Here is a 21,939-nt window from a genome sequence, read left to right on the forward strand (position 1 = left end):
CCGACGTCCACCACGAACGGTCAGGAGATCGACATGAAGTACGTGCTATTGCTCTTCGGGAACATCGACGACGTCCGGTGCGGGGAGGCCGGACCGGAGGAATCCGTCGAGGGGCCCGGGCCGGAGGCGTTCATCGCGTTCGACGCCGAGCTCCGGGCCGCGGGAATCCTCGCCGGTGGTTTCGCCCTGGAGGACCCGGAGACCGCGGTCAGTCTCGCGGCCCCCGCCGGTGGCGGCGACCCCGTCATCACCTCGGGTCCGTTCGCGGAGAGCCGCGAGTTCGTCGGGGGCACGATCATCATCGACGTGCCCGACATCGACGCGGCGCTCGCGTGGGCGAGGCGATGCCCGGGAGTGCACGGTGGTCGGGTCGAGGTCCGCGCGATCGCCGAGTACTGACGGACGCCGGGCACTGACGGACGCCGGGCACTGACGGACGCCGGGCACTGACGGACGCCGGAAACCGATGACCGAGGGACCGGGAGGCGCGACGGGCGCGGATCGCGGGGCGCCCGGTGACGGCCGACCCGGGGTGGACGAGAGCACCACCCCGGGGCGGTCGGCGACCGACGCCCTCGCCGCGCTCCGGCGAGAGGACCGCTCGCGACTGCTCGCGGCCCTCACGTCCCGGTTCGGCGACCTCGACCTCGCCGAGGACGCGACGCAGGACGCCTTCGCGGCCGCGCTGGAGACCTGGCCGGGCACCGGAGTGCCGGAGAAGCCCCTCGCCTGGCTCATGACCACCGCGACCAGAAAGGCGATCGACCGACTCCGGCGACAGCGGGCTCTGACGGAGCGGTTGGCCCGGCTGCATGTCGAGCAGGAACACCGGGTGGCCCGTGCGGTGGAGGTCTCGCCGGCGGACCCGGACGAGATCCCGGATGAGCGTCTCGAGCTGTTCTTCGCCTGCTGCCACCCCACCCTGAGGGTCGAGGAGCAGGTCGTGCTCACGCTCCGGTGCCTGGCGGGGCTGACCACCGCCGAGATCGCCCAGGCGTTCCTGGTGCCGGTGCCCACGATGCAGCAGCGGCTGGTCAGGGCGAAGAAGCGGATGCGGGTCACCCGGATCCCGGTGCGGGTGCCCGGGAGCGCGGAGCTTCCCGCTCGGCTCTCGTCCGTCCTGACGGTGATCTACCTGGTCTTCTCCGAGGGGTACGCCGCCACGGAGGGGGCGGACCACCTGAGGAGGGATCTGACGCGGGAGGCGATCCGGCTGGCCCGGATCGTCCATCGTCTGATGCCCACCCAGCCGGAGGTCACCGGTCTGCTGGCGTTGGTGGTGCTGATCGAGGCCCGCGCGTCCGCACGGACCGGTCGCGACGGGATGCCCGTTCCCCTGGCGGACCAGGACCGCCGCACGTGGGACCCTCTTCTGCTGGAGGAGGGCCTGTCGCTCGCAGAGCAGGCTGCCGCGGGCGGCCCGGGCCCGTACTCCGTTCAGGCCGCCATCGCCGCCGTGCACGCCGAGGCCCCTGACTTCGCGTCGACGGACTGGCGGCAGATCGTGGCCCTCTACGATGTGCTCCTGATCCTCGCTCCCGGTCCGGTGGTCCGGATGGCGCGAGCGGTGGCCATCGGGCGACGAGACGGGCCGGAGGCGGGGATCGCCCACCTGGACGAGTTGTCCGCGGACCCTGCGCTCGCCGGGCACCATCCGTTCCACGAGGCGAGGGCCGTCACCCTGGAGTTGCTCGGGCGTCCGGAGGAGGCGCGCCGGGCGTGGGCCCGCGCCCACGCACTCGCCCGCAACGAGGCCGAGCGTGACTACCTCCTGCAGCGCTGGTGGGATGCCTGAAGCTCGTGCGTCGGGTAGCTCGACTCGCCTTCCCTTCCCCCTCGACCCATGGCAGGTTAGGCTAACCTCACGCCGCGACCTCCAGGTGCCGGCGCCGCATCCCCGAGGAGGATCCCACATGACCGCCAGTCCGCTCCCCCAGCACGACCGGGACCCCGAGTCCGTCGCCGGGCACTGGCTTCTGGCGCGTATCGGCAAGAAGGTTCTGCGTCCAGGCGGAAAAGAATTGTCCGAATGGCTGGTCTCGGCCGCCACCGTGACGGGGAAGCGCGTGGTGGAGTTGGCTCCCGGGCTCGGACTGACCGCAACCCTGCTACTGAACGAGAACCCGGCGTCGTATGTGGGCGTGGATTCGGATCCCGACGCCGTCGCCGTCGCCCGTGACACGATCGGCGGCCGGGGTGAACTGGTCGTGGCGACCGCGCAGGATACGGGGCTGGAGACCGCCTCCGCCGACATCATCATGGGCGAGGCCATGTTGACCATGCAGGGCGACTCCGCCAAGCGGCAGATTGTCGCGGAGGCCGGCCGGGTGCTCGGACCGGCCGGGCGGTATCTGGTCCACGAACTGTGCCTGGTCCCCGACACACTGGACGACGAGATCAAGACGGGTATCCGCAAGGACCTCGCCCGTTCGATCCGGGTGAACGCGCGGCCACTGACCGTAGCGGAGTGGATCCACCTGTTCGACGAGGCCGGCTTCGGGGTCGAGAGCACCGAACTCCGCCCGATGGCGTTGCTCCAGCCCCGCCGTGTCCTCGCCGACGAGGGCATCGTCGGCGTGGCCCGGATCGTCCGAAACCTCCTCCGCGACGCCGACGCCCGCCGACGAGTTCTCGCCATGCGTAGGACCTTCGTCGCGCACGACCAGCACATGAGCGCGGTCGGGTTCGTACTGCGCAAACGCTGACCACGCCGCGGCACACGAAATCCGCTACTCTCCCTCCGGATCCGCTACCCGATTCCGAGTAGCAGATTGGCAGTGCGAGTAGCGGATTTCGTGTGGGCGGTCGGGGGCGGTGCGCGGCCTGCGCACTGCGCACGACGGCGCCCGGCAGGGTCAGGAGTCGAACGCGTCGATGATCGCCTGCGCCGCCAGTGCGGCGGTGAGCGTCCCCTCGCGGACCTGACGCTCGACCTGCGGAGCGATCCGGCGCACGTCCGGGTCGGCGGACAGCCGGGCCATCAGGGTGTCGTGGACCATGGACCACGTCCAGTCGACCTGCTGTCGCGCCCGCCGGGCCTCCACCTCGCCGATGCCGGACATCGTCTCCTGGTGCGAGCGGACCGCGTCCCAGAAGCGGTCGAGGCCCTCGGCCTCCAGTCCCGACATCGTGAGGACGGGAACCTTCCACACCGCGTCGGACGGACGCACCAGCCGCAGCGCGGCCGCGAGCTCGCGGGCGGCCCGCGCCGCGTCCTTGACGTGTGGCCCGTCGGCCTTGTTCACCGCCACGATGTCCGCCAGCTCGAGGACACCCTTCTTGATGCCCTGCAGCTGGTCACCGGTGCGGGAGAGGGTGAGGAAGGTGAAACAGTCCACCATCCCGGCCACCGTCACCTCGGACTGGCCGACGCCGACGGTCTCCACGAGGATCACGTCGAAACCGGCGGCCTCGAGCAGGACCATCGTCTCCCGAGTCGCCTTGGCCACGCCGCCGAGCGTGCCCGACGTGGGTGAGGGTCGGATGTACGCCCTCGGCTCGGTGGACAGGGTGGCCATCCGGGTCTTGTCGCCGAGGATCGAACCGCCGGTGCGGGTGGAGGACGGGTCGACGGCGAGGACCGCGACCTTGTAGCCCTGCTCCAGCAAATACAGGCCGAAGGACTCGATGAACGTCGATTTTCCGACCCCCGGCACCCCGGTGATGCCGATCCGCAGGGACCCGCCGGCGTGCGGCAGCGCGCCCAGGAGGAGCTGTTGGGCCTTCTCCCGGTGCGCCGGACTGGTGGACTCCAACAGGGTGATCGCACGGGCGAGGACCGGACGCCGGTCCTCGAGCACCCCGGAGAGCAGGGCGTCGACGTCGATCTCGCGCCGCGGTCGCGGCCCGGTGGGCGAGGGCACCGGGCCGCGTACCGAGCCGGTGCCGGCCGTGGTCGACAGACTGCCCGACAGGTTGCCCGACCCCGCGGGATCGGGTCCGGAGCCGGGGCGGGTCAGGACGTCACCTCCGAGCCGGCCCCCTCACCCGAGGACGCCGACGCCAGGTCGTGGCCGAGCTCGGCCGCGAGAGCGTCCAGCAGACCGATCGCGGCCTCGGCGATCACGGTGCCCGGCGGATAGATCGCGGCGGCGCCGGCGTCGTAGAGCTCCTGGAAGTCGCCGGGCGGGATGACGCCGCCGACGGTGACCATGATGTCCTCGCGGCCCACCTCGGCCAGGGCCGAACGCAGTGCGGGCACCAGGGTGAGGTGACCGGCGGCCAGGGAGGACACGCCCACGACGTGGACGTCGGCGTCGGCGGCCTGCTGGGCCACCTCCTCCGGCGTCTGGAACAGGGGGCCCATGTCGACGTCGAAGCCCAGGTCGGCGAAGGCGGTGCCGACGACCTTCTGGCCGCGGTCGTGCCCGTCCTGCCCCATCTTGGCGAGCAGGATGCGGGGACGGCGCCCCTCCTGCTCGGCGAACGAGTCGGCCATCCGCATGGCACGGGTGACGTTGTCCACGGCGCCCTCCTTGGTGACCTCCTGCCGGTACACACCGGACAGGGTCTTGATCTCGGCCTTGTGACGACCGTAGACCTTCTCCAGCGCGTCGGAGATCTCCCCGATGCTGGCGTAGGCGCGGGCGGCATCGATCGCGAGGGCGAGCAGGTTGTTGTCCATGTCGCTGCTCGCCCCGCCGGAGGCGGCCTCGGTCAGGCGGGCCAGGGCCGCCTGGCAGGCGTCCTCGTCCCGCTCCGCCCGCAGCTTGTCCAGCTTCGCCAGCTGCTCGGTGCGGACCCGCGAGTTGTCGACCTTGAGGACCTCGATCTCCTGGTCCTCGGTCACGACGTACTTGTTCACGCCGATCACGGGCTGGCGACCCGAATCGATCCGCGCCTGCGTGCGGGCTGCGGCCTCCTCGATGCGCAGCTTGGGGATGCCCTCCCCGATCGCCTGGGCCATGCCGCCGGCCTCCTCGATCTCGAGGAGGTGCAGACGGGCCTTGTCGGCGAGCTGGGCCGTGAGCCACTCGATGTAGTACGACCCGGCCCACGGGTCGATCGGTCGCGTGGTCCCCGACTCCTGCTGCAGCAACAGCTGCGTGTTGCGGGCGATGCGCGCGGAGAAGTCGGTGGGCAGTGCCAGCGCCTCGTCGAGGGCGTTGGTGTGCAGCGACTGCGTGTGACCCTGGGTGGAGGCCATGGCCTCGATGCAGGTGCGGGCGACGTTGTTGAAGACGTCCTGCGCCGTCAGGGACCAGCCCGAGGTCTGCGAGTGGGTGCGCAGCGACTTGGACTTGGCGTTCTTCGGCCCGAACTTCTCCACCAGCTCGCTCCACAGCAGACGCCCGGCCCGCAGCTTGGCGATCTCCATCGAGAAGTTCATGCCGATCGCCCAGAAGAACGACAGGCGGGGCGCGAACTTGTCGATGTCCAGCCCGGCGTCCAGGCCCGCGCGGAGGTACTCCACGCCGTCGGCCAGCGTGTACGCCAGCTCGAGATCGGCCGTCGCACCCGCCTCCTGGATGTGGTAACCGGAGATGGAGATGGAGTTGAAACGCGGCATCATCCGGGACGTGTAGGCGAAGATGTCCGAGATGATCCGCATGGAGGGCTTGGGCGGATAGATGTAGGTGTTGCGGACCATGAACTCCTTGAGGATGTCGTTCTGGATGGTCCCCGCGAGCTGCTCCGGCGTCACCCCCTGCTCCTCGGCCGCCACCACGTAGAACGCGAGGATCGGCAGGACGGCGCCGTTCATCGTCATGGACACCGACACCGACGACAGGTCGATGCCGTCGAACAGCTCGCGCATGTCGAGGATCGAGTCGATCGCCACGCCGGCCATGCCGACGTCGCCGGCGACCCGCGGGTGGTCGGAGTCATACCCGCGGTGCGTGGCCAGGTCGAACGCCACCGACAGGCCCTTCTGCCCGGCGGCGAGGTTACGCCGGTAGAAGGCGTTGGACTCGGCGGCCGTGGAGAAGCCCGCGTACTGACGGATCGTCCACGGCTGGTTGACGTACATCGACGGGTAGGGCCCGCGGAGGAAGGGCGCAGCGCCCGGCACCGTATCCAGCGGGAAGGGGGTGACCTCCTCGCCGTCGTCGGTCGGGGCGGTGCCCGCCTCCACGGCGTCACGGTCGGCCTTGGTGTAGACGCGCTTGACGTCGATACCCTCCGGCGTCTCCCAGTGGGCGTCGGCGGAGATGCCGTCGGAGACGGCCACCGCCTCCGCAGCGGTGCCGGGGCCGTCGGTGGCGTGGAGCGGAGCGGTGCTGAAATCGGGGAAGGTCGTCATGTCACTTCACTCCCAGCTGGTCGAGGAGGGTGGTCAGGGCGGCGACGGCGTCGATGCCGAGGGCCAGGTACCCGTCCGGGCGGTCGGAGGCGTCGGCCGGGAAGCCCTTCTCGGCGCCGGCGAGGTACACCGTCGACACCCCGGCGTCCCGCAGGGCGCGGACGGCGTCGGAGCCCTCGGTCGCGTAGCGCTTGTCGGCCCCACACAGCACGGCGATCTGCTCGCCCTCGTGCGCACCGGCGTACTGGCCGGCCTCGGTGACGACCGGGTTGCGTGCCACGATGCCGCCGGCGGCGAGCAGGTTGGCGACGAACGTCACGCGGGGTGTCGTCTCCGCCTGCGGGCCGAGACCCGCGATGAGGACGGTCGGCCGGCTGCCGGTGGCCTCCAGGTGGGCGTCGGAGCGGTCCCGCAGGTCCTCGAACGCGCGGCCGTAGCGGTAGTCCCCGCCGCCGCGGCGGGACGCGTCGAGCGGCTGCTCGTCGAGGTTGGGGAACTCGGACACTCCCGTGATCGGGGCGGTGCGGTGGGCGATGTCGGCGTCGCGGGCCTCGCGTACCCGGGCGATGGCGTCGGCGACGGTGCCCGAGGAGATCGCCGCGGTCAGGCCGCCCTCGGCCTCGATGGTCTGCAGCGCCGACCAGGCGGCGTCGGCGAGGGAATCGGTGAGCGACTCGACGTACCAGGAGCCACCGGCCGGGTCCACGACGTGGCCGAGATGAGACTCCTCGAGCAGCAGGAGCTGGGTGTTGCGGGCGATACGCGCGGCGAAGGACCGCGAGGTGCTCTCCAGGCCGCCCGGCACCGAGGCGTCGAACGGGAGGACCGTCACCGAGGTGGCGCCTCCGACCCCGGCGCCGAACGCGGCGAGGGTGGTGCGCAGCATGTTCACCCACGGGTCGCGGCGCGACATCATCGCCGACGAGGTGACCGCGTGCTGGGGCGCCCCGCCGGCCTCGGGGGCGCCGAGGAGCTCGGCGACCCGGGCCCACATGAGCCGGCCGGCGCGGAACTTGGCGATCGAGGCGAACTGGTCGTCGGTGGCGGCGAGCCGGAACGAGACCTGGCGCAGCGCGGCGGCGGCGGGCAGTCCCGCCGAGACGAGCGCGCGGACGTACTCGAGCCCGGCGGCGACGGCGTAGGCCAGCTCCTGGGCGTCACCGGCACCGTCGGCGTGGAACACCGTGCCGTCGGCGACGAAGGTCCGGATGGTCTCCTCGCGCTCGGTGACCCGCGAGGCCAGCTGGGCCGCGGCGTCGAGCCCGATCGAGTCGGTCCCCGCGTAGGCGGCGGTCACGGGCGCAGCGCCCAGGTCGGCGATGACGGCGGCACGGTCGGTGACCCCGTCCCCCGCGGAGCGGCGCTCGTCGAGCAGGGCGAGGAACGCCTCGGCCACCTCCTGCAGGTCCGCGCCCGAGTCGAGGGTCACCGGCGCCAGGTCCAGGTAGACGTCCTTGAGAACCTCGGCCAGGTCGGCGGCCCCCGCCGTGAGCCACAGCGCGGAGACGCCCTGGTTCAACAGGTCCAGTACCTCGGTGTTGACCTCGGAGGGCTCCTGGGTGACCTCGACACGGGAGCTGACGTGCCACCCGCTCTCCGGCAGTCCCGACCGGTCGCCGCCACGGACGTAGGGGAACCGGCCGGGCGCGGGGCGCTCGTCGATCTCGTCTTCCCGCGTGTACAGCGGGTTGACCTCGATGCCGTCCCGGGTCGTGGCGACCAGGGCGCGCCAGGCGTCCTCGGGCATGTCGGCGGGATCCTTGCGGGCGGCCTTCGCGAGGACGGCTCCCACAGAGGCGTACCAGGAGTGAAGGTCTGGACCTGTGGTCGGACTGGACACCGGTACCTCGTTCTCGTGTGGAGTGAAGGGGGTCACCCCCGGACTCTAGTCGAGCCCCCTGCGGGCTCGGTACACGCAGGTGCGGTCAGGGGGACCTGCGGGGGAACGCGCCCGGGGCGGTGGCGACTACAGTCGTCCCGGTGCGGAACCGGGTGATCGCGTGGGTGGCGGCCGTGGGGCTGGTGATCCTCGCGGTGACCCTCGTGCCGACCCCGGGGTTGGAACAGTTCCGCGAGTGGGCCACACATCTGGGACCCTGGTTCCCCGTCGCGTTCTTCGCCGCGTACGCGATCGTCACCATCGCCCCGGTCCCCCGGTCGACGTTCACCTACTCCGCCGCGGTGCTGTTCACCCCGGCCGTGGCCATCCCCTGGTCGCTGGTGGCCAGTTGCATCGCGGCGACACTGGCCTTCGCCGGGGTGCGCCGCCTCGGGCACGACCGGACGGCCGCGTTACGGGCGGACCCACGGGTGGCCTCGATCGACACGCGACTACGGCGGCGAGGGTGGCTCTCGGTGGGCAGCCTGCGCCTGGTGCCCGCGGTTCCCTTCTCGGTGGTCAACTACGCCGCTGCGCTGACCTCGATCTCCTACCCGCAGTTCCTCCTGGCCACCCTCGTCGGCAGTGCGCCGGGAACCGTCGCGGCCGTCCTCCTGGGGCATTCTCTGACCGAGGGCGACGGCACGGCGGCTCTCTGGGCGACCGCAGGGTTCGCGGCGGTCGGCCTGGTCGGGATGGTCCTCGACGCCAGACTCCCCGTCAGACCGGTTCGGTGACGAAGTCGACCAGGCGCTCCACCGCACCGAGCAGTGCGGGCTCGATGTCCCGGTAGGTGCTCACGGAGGCGAGCACGTGGCGGAACCCGTCGGCGGGCTCACCCCAGCCCAGGCGCTGACAGATGCCGGTCTTCCAGTCCTCCCCGCGGGGCACCACGGGCCATTCGCGGATGCCCACCGCGGAGGGTTTGACCGCCTGCCAGATGTCCACGTACGGGTGGCCGGTGACGAGGACGTTCTCGCCGAGTCCGGCGACGATCCGTGATTCCTTGCTCCCCTCGACGAGGTGGTCCACCAACACGCCGAGGCGGGCACGACGGGTGGGGCCGAACTCGGTGACCAGGGAATGCAGGTCGTCGATCCCGTGCAGCGGTTCGACCACCACGCCCTCGACCCGCAGGTCGTGACCCCAGATCTTCTCCACCAGAGCCGCGTCGTGGATGCCCTCGACCCAGATACGTCCCGCACGGGCGGTCCGGGCGCGCAGCCCCTCGACCTTCCGCGACCCCGACGCGGTGACCGCGGGTCCCCGCCGCGCCGCCGGCGCCGGCTTGCGCAGTGTGACCGGGGAGCCGTCGATGAGGAAGGCCGAGGGGGTCATCGCGAAGAGGCGCACCCGACCGCGCCGGTCCTCGAGTCTGACGAACTCGCCGTCGTGGGACCGGTCGAAACCCACCACCGCGCCGCAGAACCCGGACCCGGCGTCCTCCACCACCAGGTCCCGTTCGGCGTCGACGACGGGGACCTCCGGGCGGCGGCGTCGCGCCGTGCCGGACAGGATGTCGGAACCGTACATGTCTGCCATGGCCAGACACCGTAGCCGTCGTCGCGCCGGGGGTGCCGACGGCACACCGCCGGTAGGATTGATCGTCATGTCCCGACCCCTCACCCGCGGTACCGCGCTGTCCCCGGCGTGGCCGCTGCCGCTGCACCTCCTACGCACCGCGTGGGCGGATCAGCCGTTCGACGAGTTGACCGCATATGTCTCCGGTCTGGCGGAATCGCACCTGCTGGAGATCGTCGGAGAGCCCGTTCCGGCACTGGCCGAGGTCTCCCCCACCGCCGGCCCCGCGGGGCTCCTGCCCGGTCTCGTCACCTCGCTCCGACGCGCCGGGCGTTCACACCCGGCTCCGGAGGCGCTGTCCCTGCTCACGACGGCGCCCGGAGACTCCTCGAGCCTGCCTCCGGTCTCGGCGGTCCGCGCGGATGTCGCCGACGCCGGGTGGGGGGTCCTCGTCCGCGATCCCGACTCGCGGGACGCCGTGTGCCTCACCTGTGTCCAACCGCACCCGGATGTCCTGCGGTGGCGGGCCCGCGGGGTGCACGACTGCCCCGTCGCGCCACAACCGGCCGGCCCCTCGGAGGCGCTGGCGGACCTGGGCGGGGCCGTCGTGGAGGCCGCGGACCTCATCGAGCGCACGGCCGTGCGCACCAACGGCGTGGCCCGCGTCGACCTCCCTTCCCACGTCACCCGCCTGCCGGCCGGGCTCCCGTCCCGCGTCCTCGAGTTGGTGGACAGGATCGACAGGGTCGAGGCGATCATCTCCGTCGCCCTGGCGCAGCCGGAGGTCGGGGTGGATCCCGCCGCGCGTGAGCCGGTGCTCCGGCGGCTCGTCGCGGTGAAGGACGCCGCCCGCCGGTCCGCTGTCGCCGCAGCCGGCGACGCGGCGCTCAGATCCCTCTGAACAGCCTGCGGCGCCGGCAGGCGTCCGCGACCCCGGTCACGCTCTCCGCGACGGGGCGGGGCAACAGTCGACCGCGCACCGGGCCCCGTTCCGGGTGCAGCCCAGGGACGGCACGTCGCCGAGCCGACCGACCTCCTCCCCCGTCTCGAGCTCCTCGAGCAACTGCAGGATCATCTCGGTGAATTCCGGTGACGGGCCGGGGGTCGCGCACCGGGTGATACGGACGCCGAGGTCCTCGGTGTCCTCGACGAGTTCGGTGTCGAGGTCCCAGATCACCTCGACGTGGTCGGAGATGAAGCCGACGGGGCACACCACGACGTCGCGGATCCCCCGATGGGTGGCGAGGTCCCGGACGTGGTCCACGACGTCCGGTTCGAGCCACGGCACACTCGGCGGCCCCGACCGGGACTGCCACACGACGTCGTACTCGTCCACCCCGACCGCTGCGGCGATGAGGCGCGCGGCGTCCTTGACCTGACGGCTGTAGAGGTGGCCGCCGTGCTTCTTGGGGCCGGCGGTGGCGTCGGCGGTGTTCGGGACGGAGTGCGCGGTGAACACCAGTCGGGGTTCCCCGCCGGTACCGACGCCGGCGCCGTCGGAGTCGGCGTCGCGGGCCAGCCGGCGGGCGTCGTCGAGAGCGCGCGACAGGTCCGCGGCGAACCGTTCGACGAACTTGGGATGGTCGTGGAACTGACGCAGACGCACCAGCGTGGGGGCGTCCCCGACCGCATCGCGGGCCCGCTGGATGTCCTCGTGGTACTGCCCGCAGCCCGAGTATCCGCCCCATGCCGAGGTGGCGAAGACCGCCGCGGTGCGGATGCCGTCGTCGCGCATCTGCGTGAGGGTGTCCTCGAGGAACGGGGTCCAGTTGCGGTTGCCGAAATAGACCGGCAGTTCGCGGCCGCGGCGGGCCAGTTCGGCCTTCACACCTCCGATGATCTCGCGGTTGAGATCGTTGATCGGGCTGCGGCCGCCCAGCCGGCGGTAGTGGGTCGCCACTTCCTCCAGGCGTTCCTGCGGGATCCCCCGGCCCCGGGTGACGTTCTCCAGGAACGGGATCACGTCGTCCTGCCCCTCGGGCCCGCCGAACGAGAGCACGAGCAGAGCGTCGACCCGCCCCACGGGGTCGTCCGTCGATCCGGTCATGTCACTTCTCCTGTCCACTGAACGAGACCGTTCCCGCCCCGCCGTCCGCGTAGATCACGGTGCCGGTGGTGGCGGTCATGAGGTCGGAGAGGAGGGCGACGGCCGTCGTCGCCACCGCGGTGGGATCGTTGACGTCCCATCCCAACGGCGCCCGCCGGTCCCATTCGTCCTGCATCTGGTCGAGTTCGCCACCGGGGCCGAGGGCCTCACCGGCGATCGCCTTGGCCGCGAGGGTCTTGACGGGCCCGGCCGCGATGAGGTTCGAGCGGATCCCGTCGGGTCCCAGGTCGCGGGCGACGTACCGGTTGACCGCCTCGAGGGCGTTCTTGGCCACGGACATCCAGTTGTAGAACGGCATGGAGAACCGCGGGTCGAAGTCCAGGCCGATGATCGAGGCGCCGCGGTTCAGCAGGGGGTGCACCGCCTTCGCGAGCGACGCGTACGAGTAGGCGGAGACCTCGAGAGCGACCGCCACGTCCTTCCAGGGCGCGTCGAGGAAGGGGTCCCCGAGACAACTGGGAGGGGCGAACCCGATCGAGTGCACGACCCCGTCCAGGGAGTCGGCGTGCTCCCGCACCCGGTCGGCCAACGCGGCCAGATCGTCCTCACTCTGGACGTCCAGCTCGATCACGGGTGGGCGTTCGGGCAGTCGCTTGGAGATCGCCTTGACCAGGGAAGGGCGTCCGAACGCCGTGAGGATGACCTGCGCACCGTGCAGTTGGCAGTGCTTGGCGATGTGGAACGCGATGGAGGCGTCGGTGATGACGCCGGTGACGAGGATGGTCTTGCCGGACAGCAACCCGGTGCCAGCCCCGGTGGTCTCGCTCGTATCGGTCTGGCCCATGTCAGTGCCCCATTCCCATTCCGCCGTCGACGGGGATCACGGCCCCGGAGATGTAACCGGCGTCGTCGCCGGCGAGGAAGCTCACGACCCCGGCCACGTCCTCGGCCGAGCCCGTGCGTGCGAGCGGGATCGCGGCGACGGCCTGCTCCCGGGTCTTGTCGTCGAGTCCGGCGGTCATATCGGTGTCGATGAAGCCCGGGGCCACGACGTTCGCGGTGATGCTGCGTGAGCCGAGTTCGCGGGTCAGGGAGCGGGCCATGCCCACGAGGCCGGCCTTGGACGAGGCGTAGTTCACCTGGCCTGCGGTGCCCGACTGCCCGACCACCGAGCCGATGAAGATCAGGCGCCCGAACCGGGCGCGCAGCATCCCGCGGGACGCGCGCTTGGCCACCCGGAACGCCCCGGCGAGATTGGCGTCGAGCACGCTCGTGAACTGCTCGTCCTTCATCCGCATGAGCAGGGTGTCGTCGGTGGTGCCGGCGTTGGACACCACCACCTCGACGGTGCCGAACTCGGCCTCGACGGCGGTGAAGGCGGCGTCGACCGAGTCGGGATCGGTGACGTCACACTCCACGCCGAAGAGGCCCTCGGGGGCCCCGGATCCGCGATGGGTGACGGCCACGCGGTGGCCGTCGGCGTGCAGCCTCACGGCCACCGCCCGCCCGATTCCGCGGTTGCCTCCGGTCACGAGGACCGTTCTCGGGGTGGTGCCGGGCGTGCTCTCGGAAACCATGGCCCCCACCCTAGCGAGCCGGGGCGGACGGTTCGGTGCTGGTCCGCTCTCCGGACGAAGTCGGGGTCACGGGATCCGTCGGTGGGCGGCCAGCGATCCCGCTGCGGCGGCCATCCCGAGGAGCGTGCCGATGACGAGCCAGGGCCGCGAGGCGTCCGCCTTCTTCCACTCGTAACCGATCTGCTCCTCGAGGGTGCGGTATACGGAGTCGAGTTCCTCGAGGCTGGAGGCGGTGAAGAAATCGCCTCCCGAGATCTCGGCGATCCGGCGCAGCGATGCGTCGTCGACGGGCACCGGCTGGGGCCTGCCCTGGATGTCGACGGTGCCGTAGAGGGTGCCGAACGAGATGGTGGAGACGGGGATGCCGGCCTCCGCGGCACGCTCGGCGGCGGTGAAGGCGCCCCGCTCCTCGGTGGGGTCGGCCGGGACGGTCTCCTTGCCGTCCGACAGCAGGACGACCCTCGCCGGCGGTGCCTGGTCGGGGCCCCCGAGGCTCTCGGTGAACGTGGTGATCGCCTGGGTGGCGGTGTAGATGGCCTCGCCGGTGGCGGTGCGCTCGTCGAGGGTGAGTCGCTCCACCGCGCGGATGACCGGCCCCCGGTCGGTGGTGGGGGCGACGAGCATGGAGGCGGTGCCCGCGTAGGAGACCAGGCCCAGGTTGACCCCCTGGGTCAGGTTGCCCGCGAAGGTCGTGGCCGCTTGTTGCGCGGCCTCGAGGCGCGACGGGGAGACGTCCGTCGCCTCCATGGACAGGGACACGTCGACGACGAGCATGACGGTCGCCCGGTTCCGCGGGACCTTCTGCTCCTTCTGTGGGCCGGCGAGAGCGACGACGAGGAAGAGCAGCGACAACACCAGGAGCACCGCCGGGACGTGCGTGAACCAGCGGCGGCCGCGACGGTCGACGGTGCGCAGCACGCCGAAGTTGCCGAACCGCACGGTCCGGCGCTTCTTGGAGCGCAACGCGATGATGTACCCCACGGCGAGGGCGACGGGGACGATCAGCAGGATCAACCAGAGGGGGTGCTGGAACTCGGACAGGCTCACCGCGACGGCACCTCCTGTACCCCGGGATGGTCGTCGGGCAGGTCCCTCACCAGACTGTCGCCGGTGGGGAGGCCACCCTGGCGGCGCGCGCCGACGAAGTCGATGACGTCCCGGATCCAGTCCCGGTCGGTCCGCAGCGCGAGGACGGGTGCGCCGCAACGCCTCAGCGCGGAGTGGACCAGGACGCGGTGCTCCTCGGCTGCGCGGCGGTAGTCGACTGCGAGGGCGTCGTCGACGTCCAGCTCCAGCACCTCCCCGGTGGCGGGATCCTGTAGCAGGGCCGCGCCCACGGCTGGCAGGGAGATGTCGAGAGGATCGGCGACGTGCACGGCGAGGAACTCGTGGCGGGTGCCGAGGACACGGAGCGACCGTTCCCAGTCCACCTCGGACAGGAAGTCGGAGACGACGACCACCAGTCCGTGGCGACGGGTGGCGTTGCGTACGGCGCGGAGGCAGTCGTCGATCGAACCGCCGGGTGAGACCCGTGGTGTCGCCCGTGACACCTCCTCGAGCAGCCGTCGCACATGGTCGCGGCCACCCGCTGCCCGCAGGACGCGGGGGCGACCGTCGCCGGTAAGTACCATCCCCACCCGGCTCCCGGCCCCCGCCGAGAGGAATCCGACCGTGGCGACGGCGGCCTCGACCAGTCCCCGCTTGGCGCCGTACCGGCCCTCCACATCGAGGCTCGGTGCGAGATCGACGACCAGCCAGGTCTCGAGCTCGCGGTCCGCGATGGTCTGGCGGATGTGGGGAACAGTGGTCCTGGCGGTGACCGACCAGTCCATCGTGCGGACGTCGTCCCCGGGTTCGTAGGCCCGCGCCTCACCGGGCTCGGTGCCCGGCCCGGGTAGCAGTCCCCGGTGGTCGCCGTTGAGGACGCCGTCGAGGCGCCGGGTGACGAGCAGTTCCAGCCGCGCCAGGGCCGCACGTGACGACGCGTCGACCGGGTCGTCGCGTCTGCCCTCGTCCGCGGTGGTCACCGTGACGGCGGCGGGCCGGCCTGGGCGGGGACCGCGCTGATCTGCGGGAGTGGCACGGCCTCGAGCACACGGCGCACCACGGTGTCGGCCGTGACCTCGTCGGCCAGGGCGTCGTAGGTCAACACGAGACGGTGACGAAGGACCGCCGGCAGGACGTCGACCACGTCCTGCGGAACGACGTAGTCGCGCCCACGGACCAGGGCGAGCGCGCGGGCGGCGGTGACGGCTCCGAGGGTGGCGCGCGGGGAGGCGCCGTAGGACAGCCATCGCGCGACGTCTTCGAGCCCGTGCCGGGCGGGTTCGCGGGTGGCGACCGTGACCCGCACGACGTAGTCGACCAGTGCATGGTGGACGAACACCTCGCGGACGGCCTGCTGCAGACGGATGAGGGCGTCCACGCCGAGAACCTGCGAGGGCTCCGGAGGGGTCGAACCCATCCGGTAGACGATCTCGCGTTCCTCCTCGGGGGTCGGGTAGTCCACGACGAGCTTGAACAGGAAACGGTCCCGCTGAGCCTCCGGGAGTTGGTAGACCCCTTCACTCTCGATGGGGTTCTGCGTGGCCATGACGAGGAACGGGCTGGGCATGGGGAAGGTCTGCCCGCCGATGGAGACGTGCCCCTCCGCCATGACCTCCAGCAGCGCGGACTGGACCTTGGCGGGCGCCCGGTTGATCTCGTCGGCGAGGACGAAGTTGGCCAGGATGGGACCGAGTTCGACCTCGAACTCCTCGCGCCCCTGCCGATAGATCCGGGTGCCGACGATGTCGGCGGGGACCAGATCAGGAGTGAACTGGAGCCGCCGGAAGCCGCCTCCCACCACGGTGGCGAACGTCTCCACCGTGAGGGTCTTGGCCACGCCCGGGACACCCTCGAGCAGGATGTGCCCCCGCGAGAGCAGGCCGACGAGGATCATCTCGATCAGTCGGTCCTGGCCCACCACGACCTTCTTGACCTCGTAGACCGCGCGCTCGAGGAGCCGGGCGTCCTCGGCGGCCGTCGAGGCGCTCACCGCGAGGGAGTCGCCGGGCCTGCTCGATGGTTCGGGGTGGGGATCGGTCACCGCGGAGGGCTCCTTCGCGTGGTCGGGTGTTCCGGGCGCCCTGCCGGCGCCGTCCGAACGGGTTGGGGACGACAGTACCGCCTGCCCCGGTCAGACCAGCCGGACCACCATCGGCGAGATCCCGGCCATCCGCACGGGCGAGATCTTCACGACGTCGCCCGACTGCGGTGCCTCGACCATCCTCCCGTCGCCCAGGTACAGGGCGACGTGACCGGGCCAGAACAACATGTCCCCACGCTGGCGGGTGGCCACGGGGTGCTGCGGCCCGGCGGTGTACTGGTACCCGGTGTAGTGCGGCAGGGCCTTGCCGATCCCGGCGAACGCGTAGATCATCAGGCCCGAACAGTCGAAGCCGATCTTGTTGTAGTCGCCGTGACGGTCGGCGACGCCGCCGTCACGGATGCCGCGGGTGGGGCCGTTGGCATCGCCGCCTCCCCATGCGTAGGGCACCCCGAGTTGCGACAGGGCCCGGTTCACCACCGTCTCGACCCGCGCGCTGTTCGACGGTGCGCCGGAGTTGCCGCCCTGACCGGGTGCGGGTGCCGGAGCGGCCGGGCCCTGGGCGATCGAACCGAAGTCGGCGCGGCTGATCGCGTCCGCGACCTGCTGCACGATCGCCTCGGTGTCACCCCTGATCCCGGCGTCGACGGCCGCGCCGACACTGCCGGCGTCGATCGTTCCGCCGATCGCGCGGGTCGCCTGATCGGAGGATCCCCCGGCGAACTGTCGTACCGCACCCAGGTCGAGATGCGAAGGGAGGGCGGAGGCGATGTCGGCGGCCTGCTCCACCGCCTCGGGCTGCGCGGCGAGAGCGGAGATCGCCTCGTCGCGCAGAGCGTCGGCGTCGACGCCGTCCCCGGGGTCGACTCGCGGTCCGGCGGGGGTCGCCCCGGACTCCGCGAGGGCGGAACGGTGCTCTTCCAGCTCCGCGGTCAGTGCGGCGACCTCCTCCTCGAGAGCGAGGACGTCGTCGGTGACCCGGGACACCTCCGCCTCCGCGGAGTCCCGCCGTGCGGCGGCGTCCGAGTAGCGCTGCTCCGCAGCATCGCGGGCGGCAGCGGCCTCGGACTCGCGACGGGCGGCTTCATCGGCGGCCGCCACCATCTCCCGCACCACGGTGCGCTGGTCGGCCGCCGCACGCCGGAGATACTCCTGTCTCAGGCCGGCATCCGCGGGTCCGCCGGGGGCGAGGATCTCCGACGCCGCACCCGGTGCGGTCCCCTGACGGTGGAGCAGGCGCGAGTAGTCGTCCAGGGCGCCCCTCGCGGAGTCGACACCGGACTCGGCCCGTTCCCTCTCGGCGGTGGCGCGATCGGCGTCGGCGATCGACCGATCGAGCTCGACCCGTGCCATCTGCAGATCGACGAGGCTCTTGTTGACGCCCTCGCGACGGACCGCGATCTGCTCGCGGGTCTCGTCCAGCCGCGCGGTGGCGTCGGCGACCGCACGGATCAGACCGGAGACATCGCCCGGCGCGACCGCCGAGACCTGCTGGGCGCCCGCGACGGGGGGCTGAAGCGCCGCCCCGGCGGTGCCCAGCACCAGCACCGCCGCCAGCGCCACCCGCCCGGGCGCTCTCCCGGGATTGCCACGTGTACGTACCCCTCGGGCACGGTTCGACCGATAGTCAGGCTCCACGTTTCACCTTCCGCTGACCGCACCGGGGTGCGGCTGACCGCGCGTCCCGTACGCGGGACGCGTGACCGAGGCGGCGTCGGCGGCCGGTGATGCCTTCCCCTGCGCCACTGGAGCCTCAAACCGACTCGGCAGAACCTAGTGTTCCTTTAGCACCGTAGGTCACAGGGAACACATGTGAAACATTGGGCGGAAAAATACACTGCTGTAACTTCTATAACAGCAGGCGGGACGGCGTGTCGCGAACTGGACACGTCGACCGGAATACGGCGGTCAGCGCGAGCGGCGCCGCAGAACGACCGCGAAGAGGGCCACCGCCAGCACCGCCACCACGATCGCGACGGCGGTGAGGGTGCCCCACGGCGGAGCCGGGGCGGTGATCTTGTGGGCGAACACCGACGCGGAGACCACCGGATCGAACTCCTCCCAGGCGTCGTCCTGGCCGGCCTCGAGCTGATGGCGTGGGATCGAGTCACTGGAGCTGCCGATGAAGACGGGCGTCCGCACGAGGATCGTGCCGTCGTACTCCTCGCCCAGGAACGCCGCGAGGTCGCGGGCGTCCGTGTAGACGGCCGCGGGCGCCTCGGTGTAGACCACCTTGAGGTCGACGCCACGGTCGCCGGCTTCGTCCACCACGGTTCGCAGACCCTCGACGAACGGCTCCGGGGCGGAGACGCCGTCGTCGGCCAGATCCGCGACCACGGCGTGGTAATCCAGCCAGGGAGGAACCTCGCCCTCCCGCAACGACATGATCGGCTCGTCCTCGTAGGCGAGCACGGTCACGGAATCCGCGGGGTTGTCCACGCCCGACATGGTGCCATCTCGGCGTCGCCACCCACGAACCCACGCGCCGCCCCGACCGACAACCGCAGTCGCGTGCCCACGTTCGGGCGTGCCGGGACCTATACAGGACGGGCGTACTGGTAAATTGGCGGCCGAAGACGGATCAGAGGGTCCACAATGGACCCTGTGTCCGCCCCGGCGTCGCCGCCCGAGACACATGCGGTGACACGGGAGGGATGACGAACCGACATTCGCACCACGAGTGGAGCTGACGTGACAGCAAGCATTGACAGTTTTGGCGCCAAGGGGACCCTTGAGGTCGGCGACGAAACCTACGACATCTACCGCCTCTCGGCGGTGCCGGGAGCCGAGAAGCTCCCTTACTCGCTCAAGGTTCTCACCGAGAACCTCCTGCGCACCGAGGACGGCAAGAACGTCACCAAGGCGCACATCGAGGCGCTGGCCAACTGGGATCCGAACGCCGAGCCCGATACCGAGATCCAGTTCACGCCCGCCCGCGTGATCATGCAGGACTTCACCGGTGTGCCGTGCATCGTCGACCTCGCCACCATGCGTGAGGCCGTCGAGAAGCTCGGCGGCGACCCGGACAAGGTCAACCCCCTCGCCCCCGCCGAGATGGTCATCGACCACTCGGTGATCATCGAGTCCTTCGGTCAGGCCAGCTCCTTCGACACGAACGTGGAGATCGAGTACGAGCGCAACGAGGAGCGGTACCAGTTCCTGCGCTGGGGCCAGGGCGCGTTCGACGACTTCAAGGTCGTCCCCCCGGGCACCGGCATCGTCCACCAGGTCAACATCGAGTACCTGGCGCGCACGGTGATGGTCCGCAACGGCCAGGCCTACCCCGACACCTGTGTCGGCACCGACTCGCACACCACCATGGAGAACGGTCTCGGCGTCCTCGGCTGGGGTGTCGGTGGTATCGAGGCGGAGGCCGCGATGCTCGGCCAGCCGATCTCCATGCTCATCCCCCGCGTCGTGGGCTTCAAGCTCACCGGTTCGATCAAGCCGGGCGTCACCGCGACCGACGTGGTGCTGACAATCACCGAGATGCTGCGCAAGCACGGCGTCGTCGGCAAGTTCGTCGAGTTCTACGGCGCCGGCGTCGCGGCCGTGCCGCTGGCCAACCGCGCCACCATCGGCAACATGAGCCCGGAGTTCGGCTCCACCTGTGCCATGTTCCCGATCGACGGCGAGACCATCGACTACCTGCGCCTGACCGGTCGCGACGAGGAGCAGCTCGCGCTCGTCGAGGCCTACGCCAAGGAGCAGGGCATGTGGCTCCACCCGGACTCCGAGGAGCCCGTCTTCTCCGAGTACCTCGAGCTGGACCTCGGGGACGTCGTGCCGTCGATCGCCGGTCCGAAGCGGCCCCAGGACCGCATCGAGCTCGCCGACTCCAAGAGCGCCTTCCGCAAGGACATCCACAACTACGTCGACACCGAGGCCAAGCCGCTCGGTGACACGGAGAAGGGTCGGATGCAGTCCGAGGGCGGCGCCCCGTCGGACAACGCCGACAAGGCCGTCCTGAGTCACGCCGAGGAGGGGGCGGTCCGCGCCGACGCCTCCACTCGTTCCGAGGGCCGTCCGTCGAAGCCGGTCGAGGTCAAGGTCGGGGACACGGAGATGGTCCTGGACCACGGCATCGTGTCCATCGCGTCGATCACCTCGTGCACCAACACCTCCAACCCGTCGGTCATGATCGGCGCCGGGCTCGTCGCTCGCAAGGCGCACGAGAAGGGCCTCACCGCGAAGCCGTGGGTCAAGACCTCCATGGCCCCGGGCTCGCAGGTCGTCACCGAGTACTACGAGCGGGCGGGCCTCTGGCCGGACCTGGAGGCTCTCGGCTTCCACCTCGTCGGCTACGGCTGCACCACCTGCATCGGCAACTCCGGCCCGCTGCCGGAGGAGATCTCCGCCGCGATCCAGGAGAACGACCTCACCGCGACCGCCGTCCTGTCCGGCAACCGCAACTTCGAAGGTCGTATCAACCAGGACGTCAAGATGAACTACCTGGCGTCCCCGCCGCTGGTCATCGCGTACGCGATCGCCGGCTCGATGGACTTCGACTTCGAGAACGACTCCCTGGGCAAGGACAAGGAGGGCAACGACGTCTTCCTCAAGGACATCTGGCCCACCTCCGAGGAGATCGAGGAGACCATCAAGGCCTCCATCTCGTCCAAGGAGTACAAGTCCAAGTACGCCGACGTGTTCGCCGGTGACGAGCGCTGGCGCGGGCTCAGCACCCCGGACGGCAAGACCTTCGAGTGGGACGAGAAGTCGACCTACGTCCGCAAGGCCCCGTACTTCGACGGTATGGAGATGGAGCCGGAGCCGGTCACCGACATCAAGGGTGCGCGGGTCCTGGCCAAGCTCGGCGACTCGGTCACGACCGACCACATCTCGCCGGCGTCGACCATCAAGCCGGGTACCCCGGCGGCGCAGTACCTCGACGCCAACGGGGTGGAGCGCAAGGACTACAACTCCTTCGGCTCCCGCCGCGGCAACCACGAGGTCATGATCCGCGGTACCTTCGCCAACATCCGCCTGCAGAACCAGCTGCTGGACGGCGTGACGGGTGGCTACACCCGTGACTTCACCCAGGAGGGGTCGCCGCAGGCGTTCATCTACGACGCCGCGCAGAACTACGCCGAGCAGAACACCCCGCTCGTCGTGCTCGGCGGCAAGGAGTACGGCACCGGTTCCTCGCGTGACTGGGCCGCCAAGGGCACCCGCCTGCTGGGCGTGCGCGCCGTGATCACGGAGTCGTTCGAGCGCATCCACCGCTCCAACCTCATCGGAATGGGCGTCATCCCGCTGCAGTTCCCCGAGGGCGAGTCCCACGAGACCCTCGGTCTCGACGGCACCGAGACCTTCGACATCACCGGGATCGAGGAGCTGAACAACGGCTCCACGCCCAAGACTGTCAAGGTCACCGCCACCAAGGAGGACGGCCAGGTGGTCGAGTTCGACGCCAAGGTGCGCATCGACACCCCCGGCGAGGCGGACTACTACCGCAACGGCGGCATCCTGCAGTACGTCCTGCGGAACATGATCAAGGGCTGATCGGCCTCCCACATCGACGGCGGTGCGCGGTTTCCCCAGCTCAGGCGAGGAAACTGCGCACCGCCGCGGTGTATCCGA

Annotated in this window: 18 protein-coding genes; 6 read left to right on the forward strand and 12 right to left on the reverse strand. The window is 70.8% G+C overall.

Annotated features, from left to right (window positions below; translation table 11 throughout):
• Positions 1-33 precede the first annotated feature (33 nt).
• From AC3DE3_RS00775 to AC3DE3_RS00785, 3 genes are all read left to right on the forward strand, one after another.
• The gene (locus tag AC3DE3_RS00775; protein ID WP_260487525.1) at positions 34-399 is read left to right on the forward strand and encodes a YciI family protein; all 366 of its coding nucleotides are present in this window, start codon (positions 34-36) and stop codon (positions 397-399) included.
• 67 nt (positions 400-466) lie between these two features.
• Positions 467-1,795, forward strand: coding sequence for an RNA polymerase sigma factor (locus AC3DE3_RS00780; protein WP_488368661.1), 1,329 nt, complete (start codon positions 467-469; stop codon positions 1,793-1,795).
• Positions 1,796-1,913: 118 nt separating this feature from the next.
• Entirely contained in the window at positions 1,914-2,705 is a 792-nt protein-coding gene (locus AC3DE3_RS00785) for a class I SAM-dependent methyltransferase (protein ID WP_488368662.1), read from the forward strand.
• A 150-nt stretch (positions 2,706-2,855) separates the two neighbouring features.
• On the opposite strand, the gene meaB is transcribed toward AC3DE3_RS00785, so the two are convergent.
• The 3 genes from meaB to AC3DE3_RS00800 form a co-directional block, all read right to left on the reverse strand.
• Positions 2,856-3,863, reverse strand: coding sequence for a methylmalonyl Co-A mutase-associated GTPase MeaB (meaB, locus tag AC3DE3_RS00790; protein WP_260487528.1), 1,008 nt, complete (start codon positions 3,861-3,863; stop codon positions 2,856-2,858).
• Between the two features lie 92 nt (positions 3,864-3,955).
• Positions 3,956-6,244: a methylmalonyl-CoA mutase gene (gene scpA, locus AC3DE3_RS00795; protein ID WP_488368663.1), complete on the reverse strand. Its 2,289-nt coding sequence runs from the start codon at positions 6,242-6,244 to the stop codon at positions 3,956-3,958.
• A gap of 1 nt (position 6,245) precedes the next feature.
• Positions 6,246-8,084 carry a methylmalonyl-CoA mutase family protein gene (locus tag AC3DE3_RS00800; protein ID WP_488369085.1) on the reverse strand — a complete coding sequence of 613 codons (1,839 nt, stop codon included), beginning with the start codon at positions 8,082-8,084 and terminating at the stop codon, positions 6,246-6,248.
• Positions 8,085-8,224: 140 nt separating this feature from the next.
• Between AC3DE3_RS00800 and AC3DE3_RS00805 the strand changes: the two genes are divergently transcribed.
• The gene (locus AC3DE3_RS00805; protein WP_488368664.1) at positions 8,225-8,860 is read left to right on the forward strand and encodes a TVP38/TMEM64 family protein; all 636 of its coding nucleotides are present in this window, start codon (positions 8,225-8,227) and stop codon (positions 8,858-8,860) included.
• Here the strand turns inward: AC3DE3_RS00805 and AC3DE3_RS00810 are convergent.
• Positions 8,844-9,665, reverse strand: coding sequence for a DUF3097 domain-containing protein (locus AC3DE3_RS00810; RefSeq protein WP_488368665.1), 822 nt, complete (start codon positions 9,663-9,665; stop codon positions 8,844-8,846). The two genes, AC3DE3_RS00805 and AC3DE3_RS00810, sit on opposite strands and share 17 nt — an antisense overlap.
• 67 nt (positions 9,666-9,732) lie before the next feature.
• Here AC3DE3_RS00810 and AC3DE3_RS00815 point away from each other — a divergent pair, with 67 nt between their 5' ends.
• On the forward strand, positions 9,733-10,545 hold the full coding sequence (locus tag AC3DE3_RS00815; protein ID WP_488368666.1) for a hypothetical protein: 813 nt from the start codon (positions 9,733-9,735) through the stop codon (positions 10,543-10,545).
• Positions 10,546-10,581: 36 nt separating this feature from the next.
• Here the strand turns inward: AC3DE3_RS00815 and AC3DE3_RS00820 are convergent, their stop codons facing one another.
• The 8 genes from AC3DE3_RS00820 to AC3DE3_RS00855 form a co-directional block, all read right to left on the reverse strand.
• Positions 10,582-11,691: a ferrochelatase gene (locus tag AC3DE3_RS00820; protein WP_488368667.1), complete on the reverse strand. Its 1,110-nt coding sequence runs from the start codon at positions 11,689-11,691 to the stop codon at positions 10,582-10,584.
• A gap of 1 nt (position 11,692) precedes the next feature.
• Positions 11,693-12,535 (reverse strand): NADH-dependent enoyl-ACP reductase InhA, encoded by an 843-nt coding sequence (inhA, locus tag AC3DE3_RS00825; protein WP_260487534.1) that lies wholly within the window; start codon positions 12,533-12,535, stop codon positions 11,693-11,695.
• 1 nt (position 12,536) lies between these two features.
• Positions 12,537-13,268 carry a 3-oxoacyl-ACP reductase FabG1 gene (fabG1, locus tag AC3DE3_RS00830; RefSeq protein ID WP_488368668.1) on the reverse strand — a complete coding sequence of 244 codons (732 nt, stop codon included), beginning with the start codon at positions 13,266-13,268 and terminating at the stop codon, positions 12,537-12,539.
• A 66-nt stretch (positions 13,269-13,334) separates the two neighbouring features.
• Positions 13,335-14,315: a VWA domain-containing protein gene (locus AC3DE3_RS00835; RefSeq protein ID WP_260487536.1), complete on the reverse strand. Its 981-nt coding sequence runs from the start codon at positions 14,313-14,315 to the stop codon at positions 13,335-13,337.
• Positions 14,312-15,295 (reverse strand): DUF58 domain-containing protein, encoded by a 984-nt coding sequence (locus tag AC3DE3_RS00840; RefSeq protein ID WP_488368669.1) that lies wholly within the window; start codon positions 15,293-15,295, stop codon positions 14,312-14,314. Before AC3DE3_RS00840 ends, AC3DE3_RS00835 begins: the two co-directional genes overlap by 4 nt.
• Positions 15,292-16,356 carry an AAA family ATPase gene (locus AC3DE3_RS00845; protein WP_488368670.1) on the reverse strand — a complete coding sequence of 355 codons (1,065 nt, stop codon included), beginning with the start codon at positions 16,354-16,356 and terminating at the stop codon, positions 15,292-15,294. Before AC3DE3_RS00845 ends, AC3DE3_RS00840 begins: the two co-directional genes overlap by 4 nt.
• 90 nt (positions 16,357-16,446) lie before the next feature.
• Complete coding sequence (locus AC3DE3_RS00850; RefSeq protein ID WP_488368671.1) at positions 16,447-17,919, reverse strand: NlpC/P60 family protein; 1,473 nt, start codon at positions 17,917-17,919, stop codon at positions 16,447-16,449.
• 345 nt (positions 17,920-18,264) lie between these two features.
• Positions 18,265-18,795: an Rv1476 family membrane protein gene (locus tag AC3DE3_RS00855; RefSeq protein WP_312027434.1), complete on the reverse strand. Its 531-nt coding sequence runs from the start codon at positions 18,793-18,795 to the stop codon at positions 18,265-18,267.
• Positions 18,796-19,047: 252 nt separating this feature from the next.
• Here AC3DE3_RS00855 and AC3DE3_RS00860 point away from each other — a divergent pair, with 252 nt between their 5' ends.
• Positions 19,048-21,861 carry an aconitate hydratase gene (locus AC3DE3_RS00860; RefSeq protein ID WP_488368672.1) on the forward strand — a complete coding sequence of 938 codons (2,814 nt, stop codon included), beginning with the start codon at positions 19,048-19,050 and terminating at the stop codon, positions 21,859-21,861.
• The last annotated feature ends 78 nt before the right edge of the window (positions 21,862-21,939 follow it).

The organism is Dietzia sp. IBK-p2-16D (genome assembly GCF_057773085.1).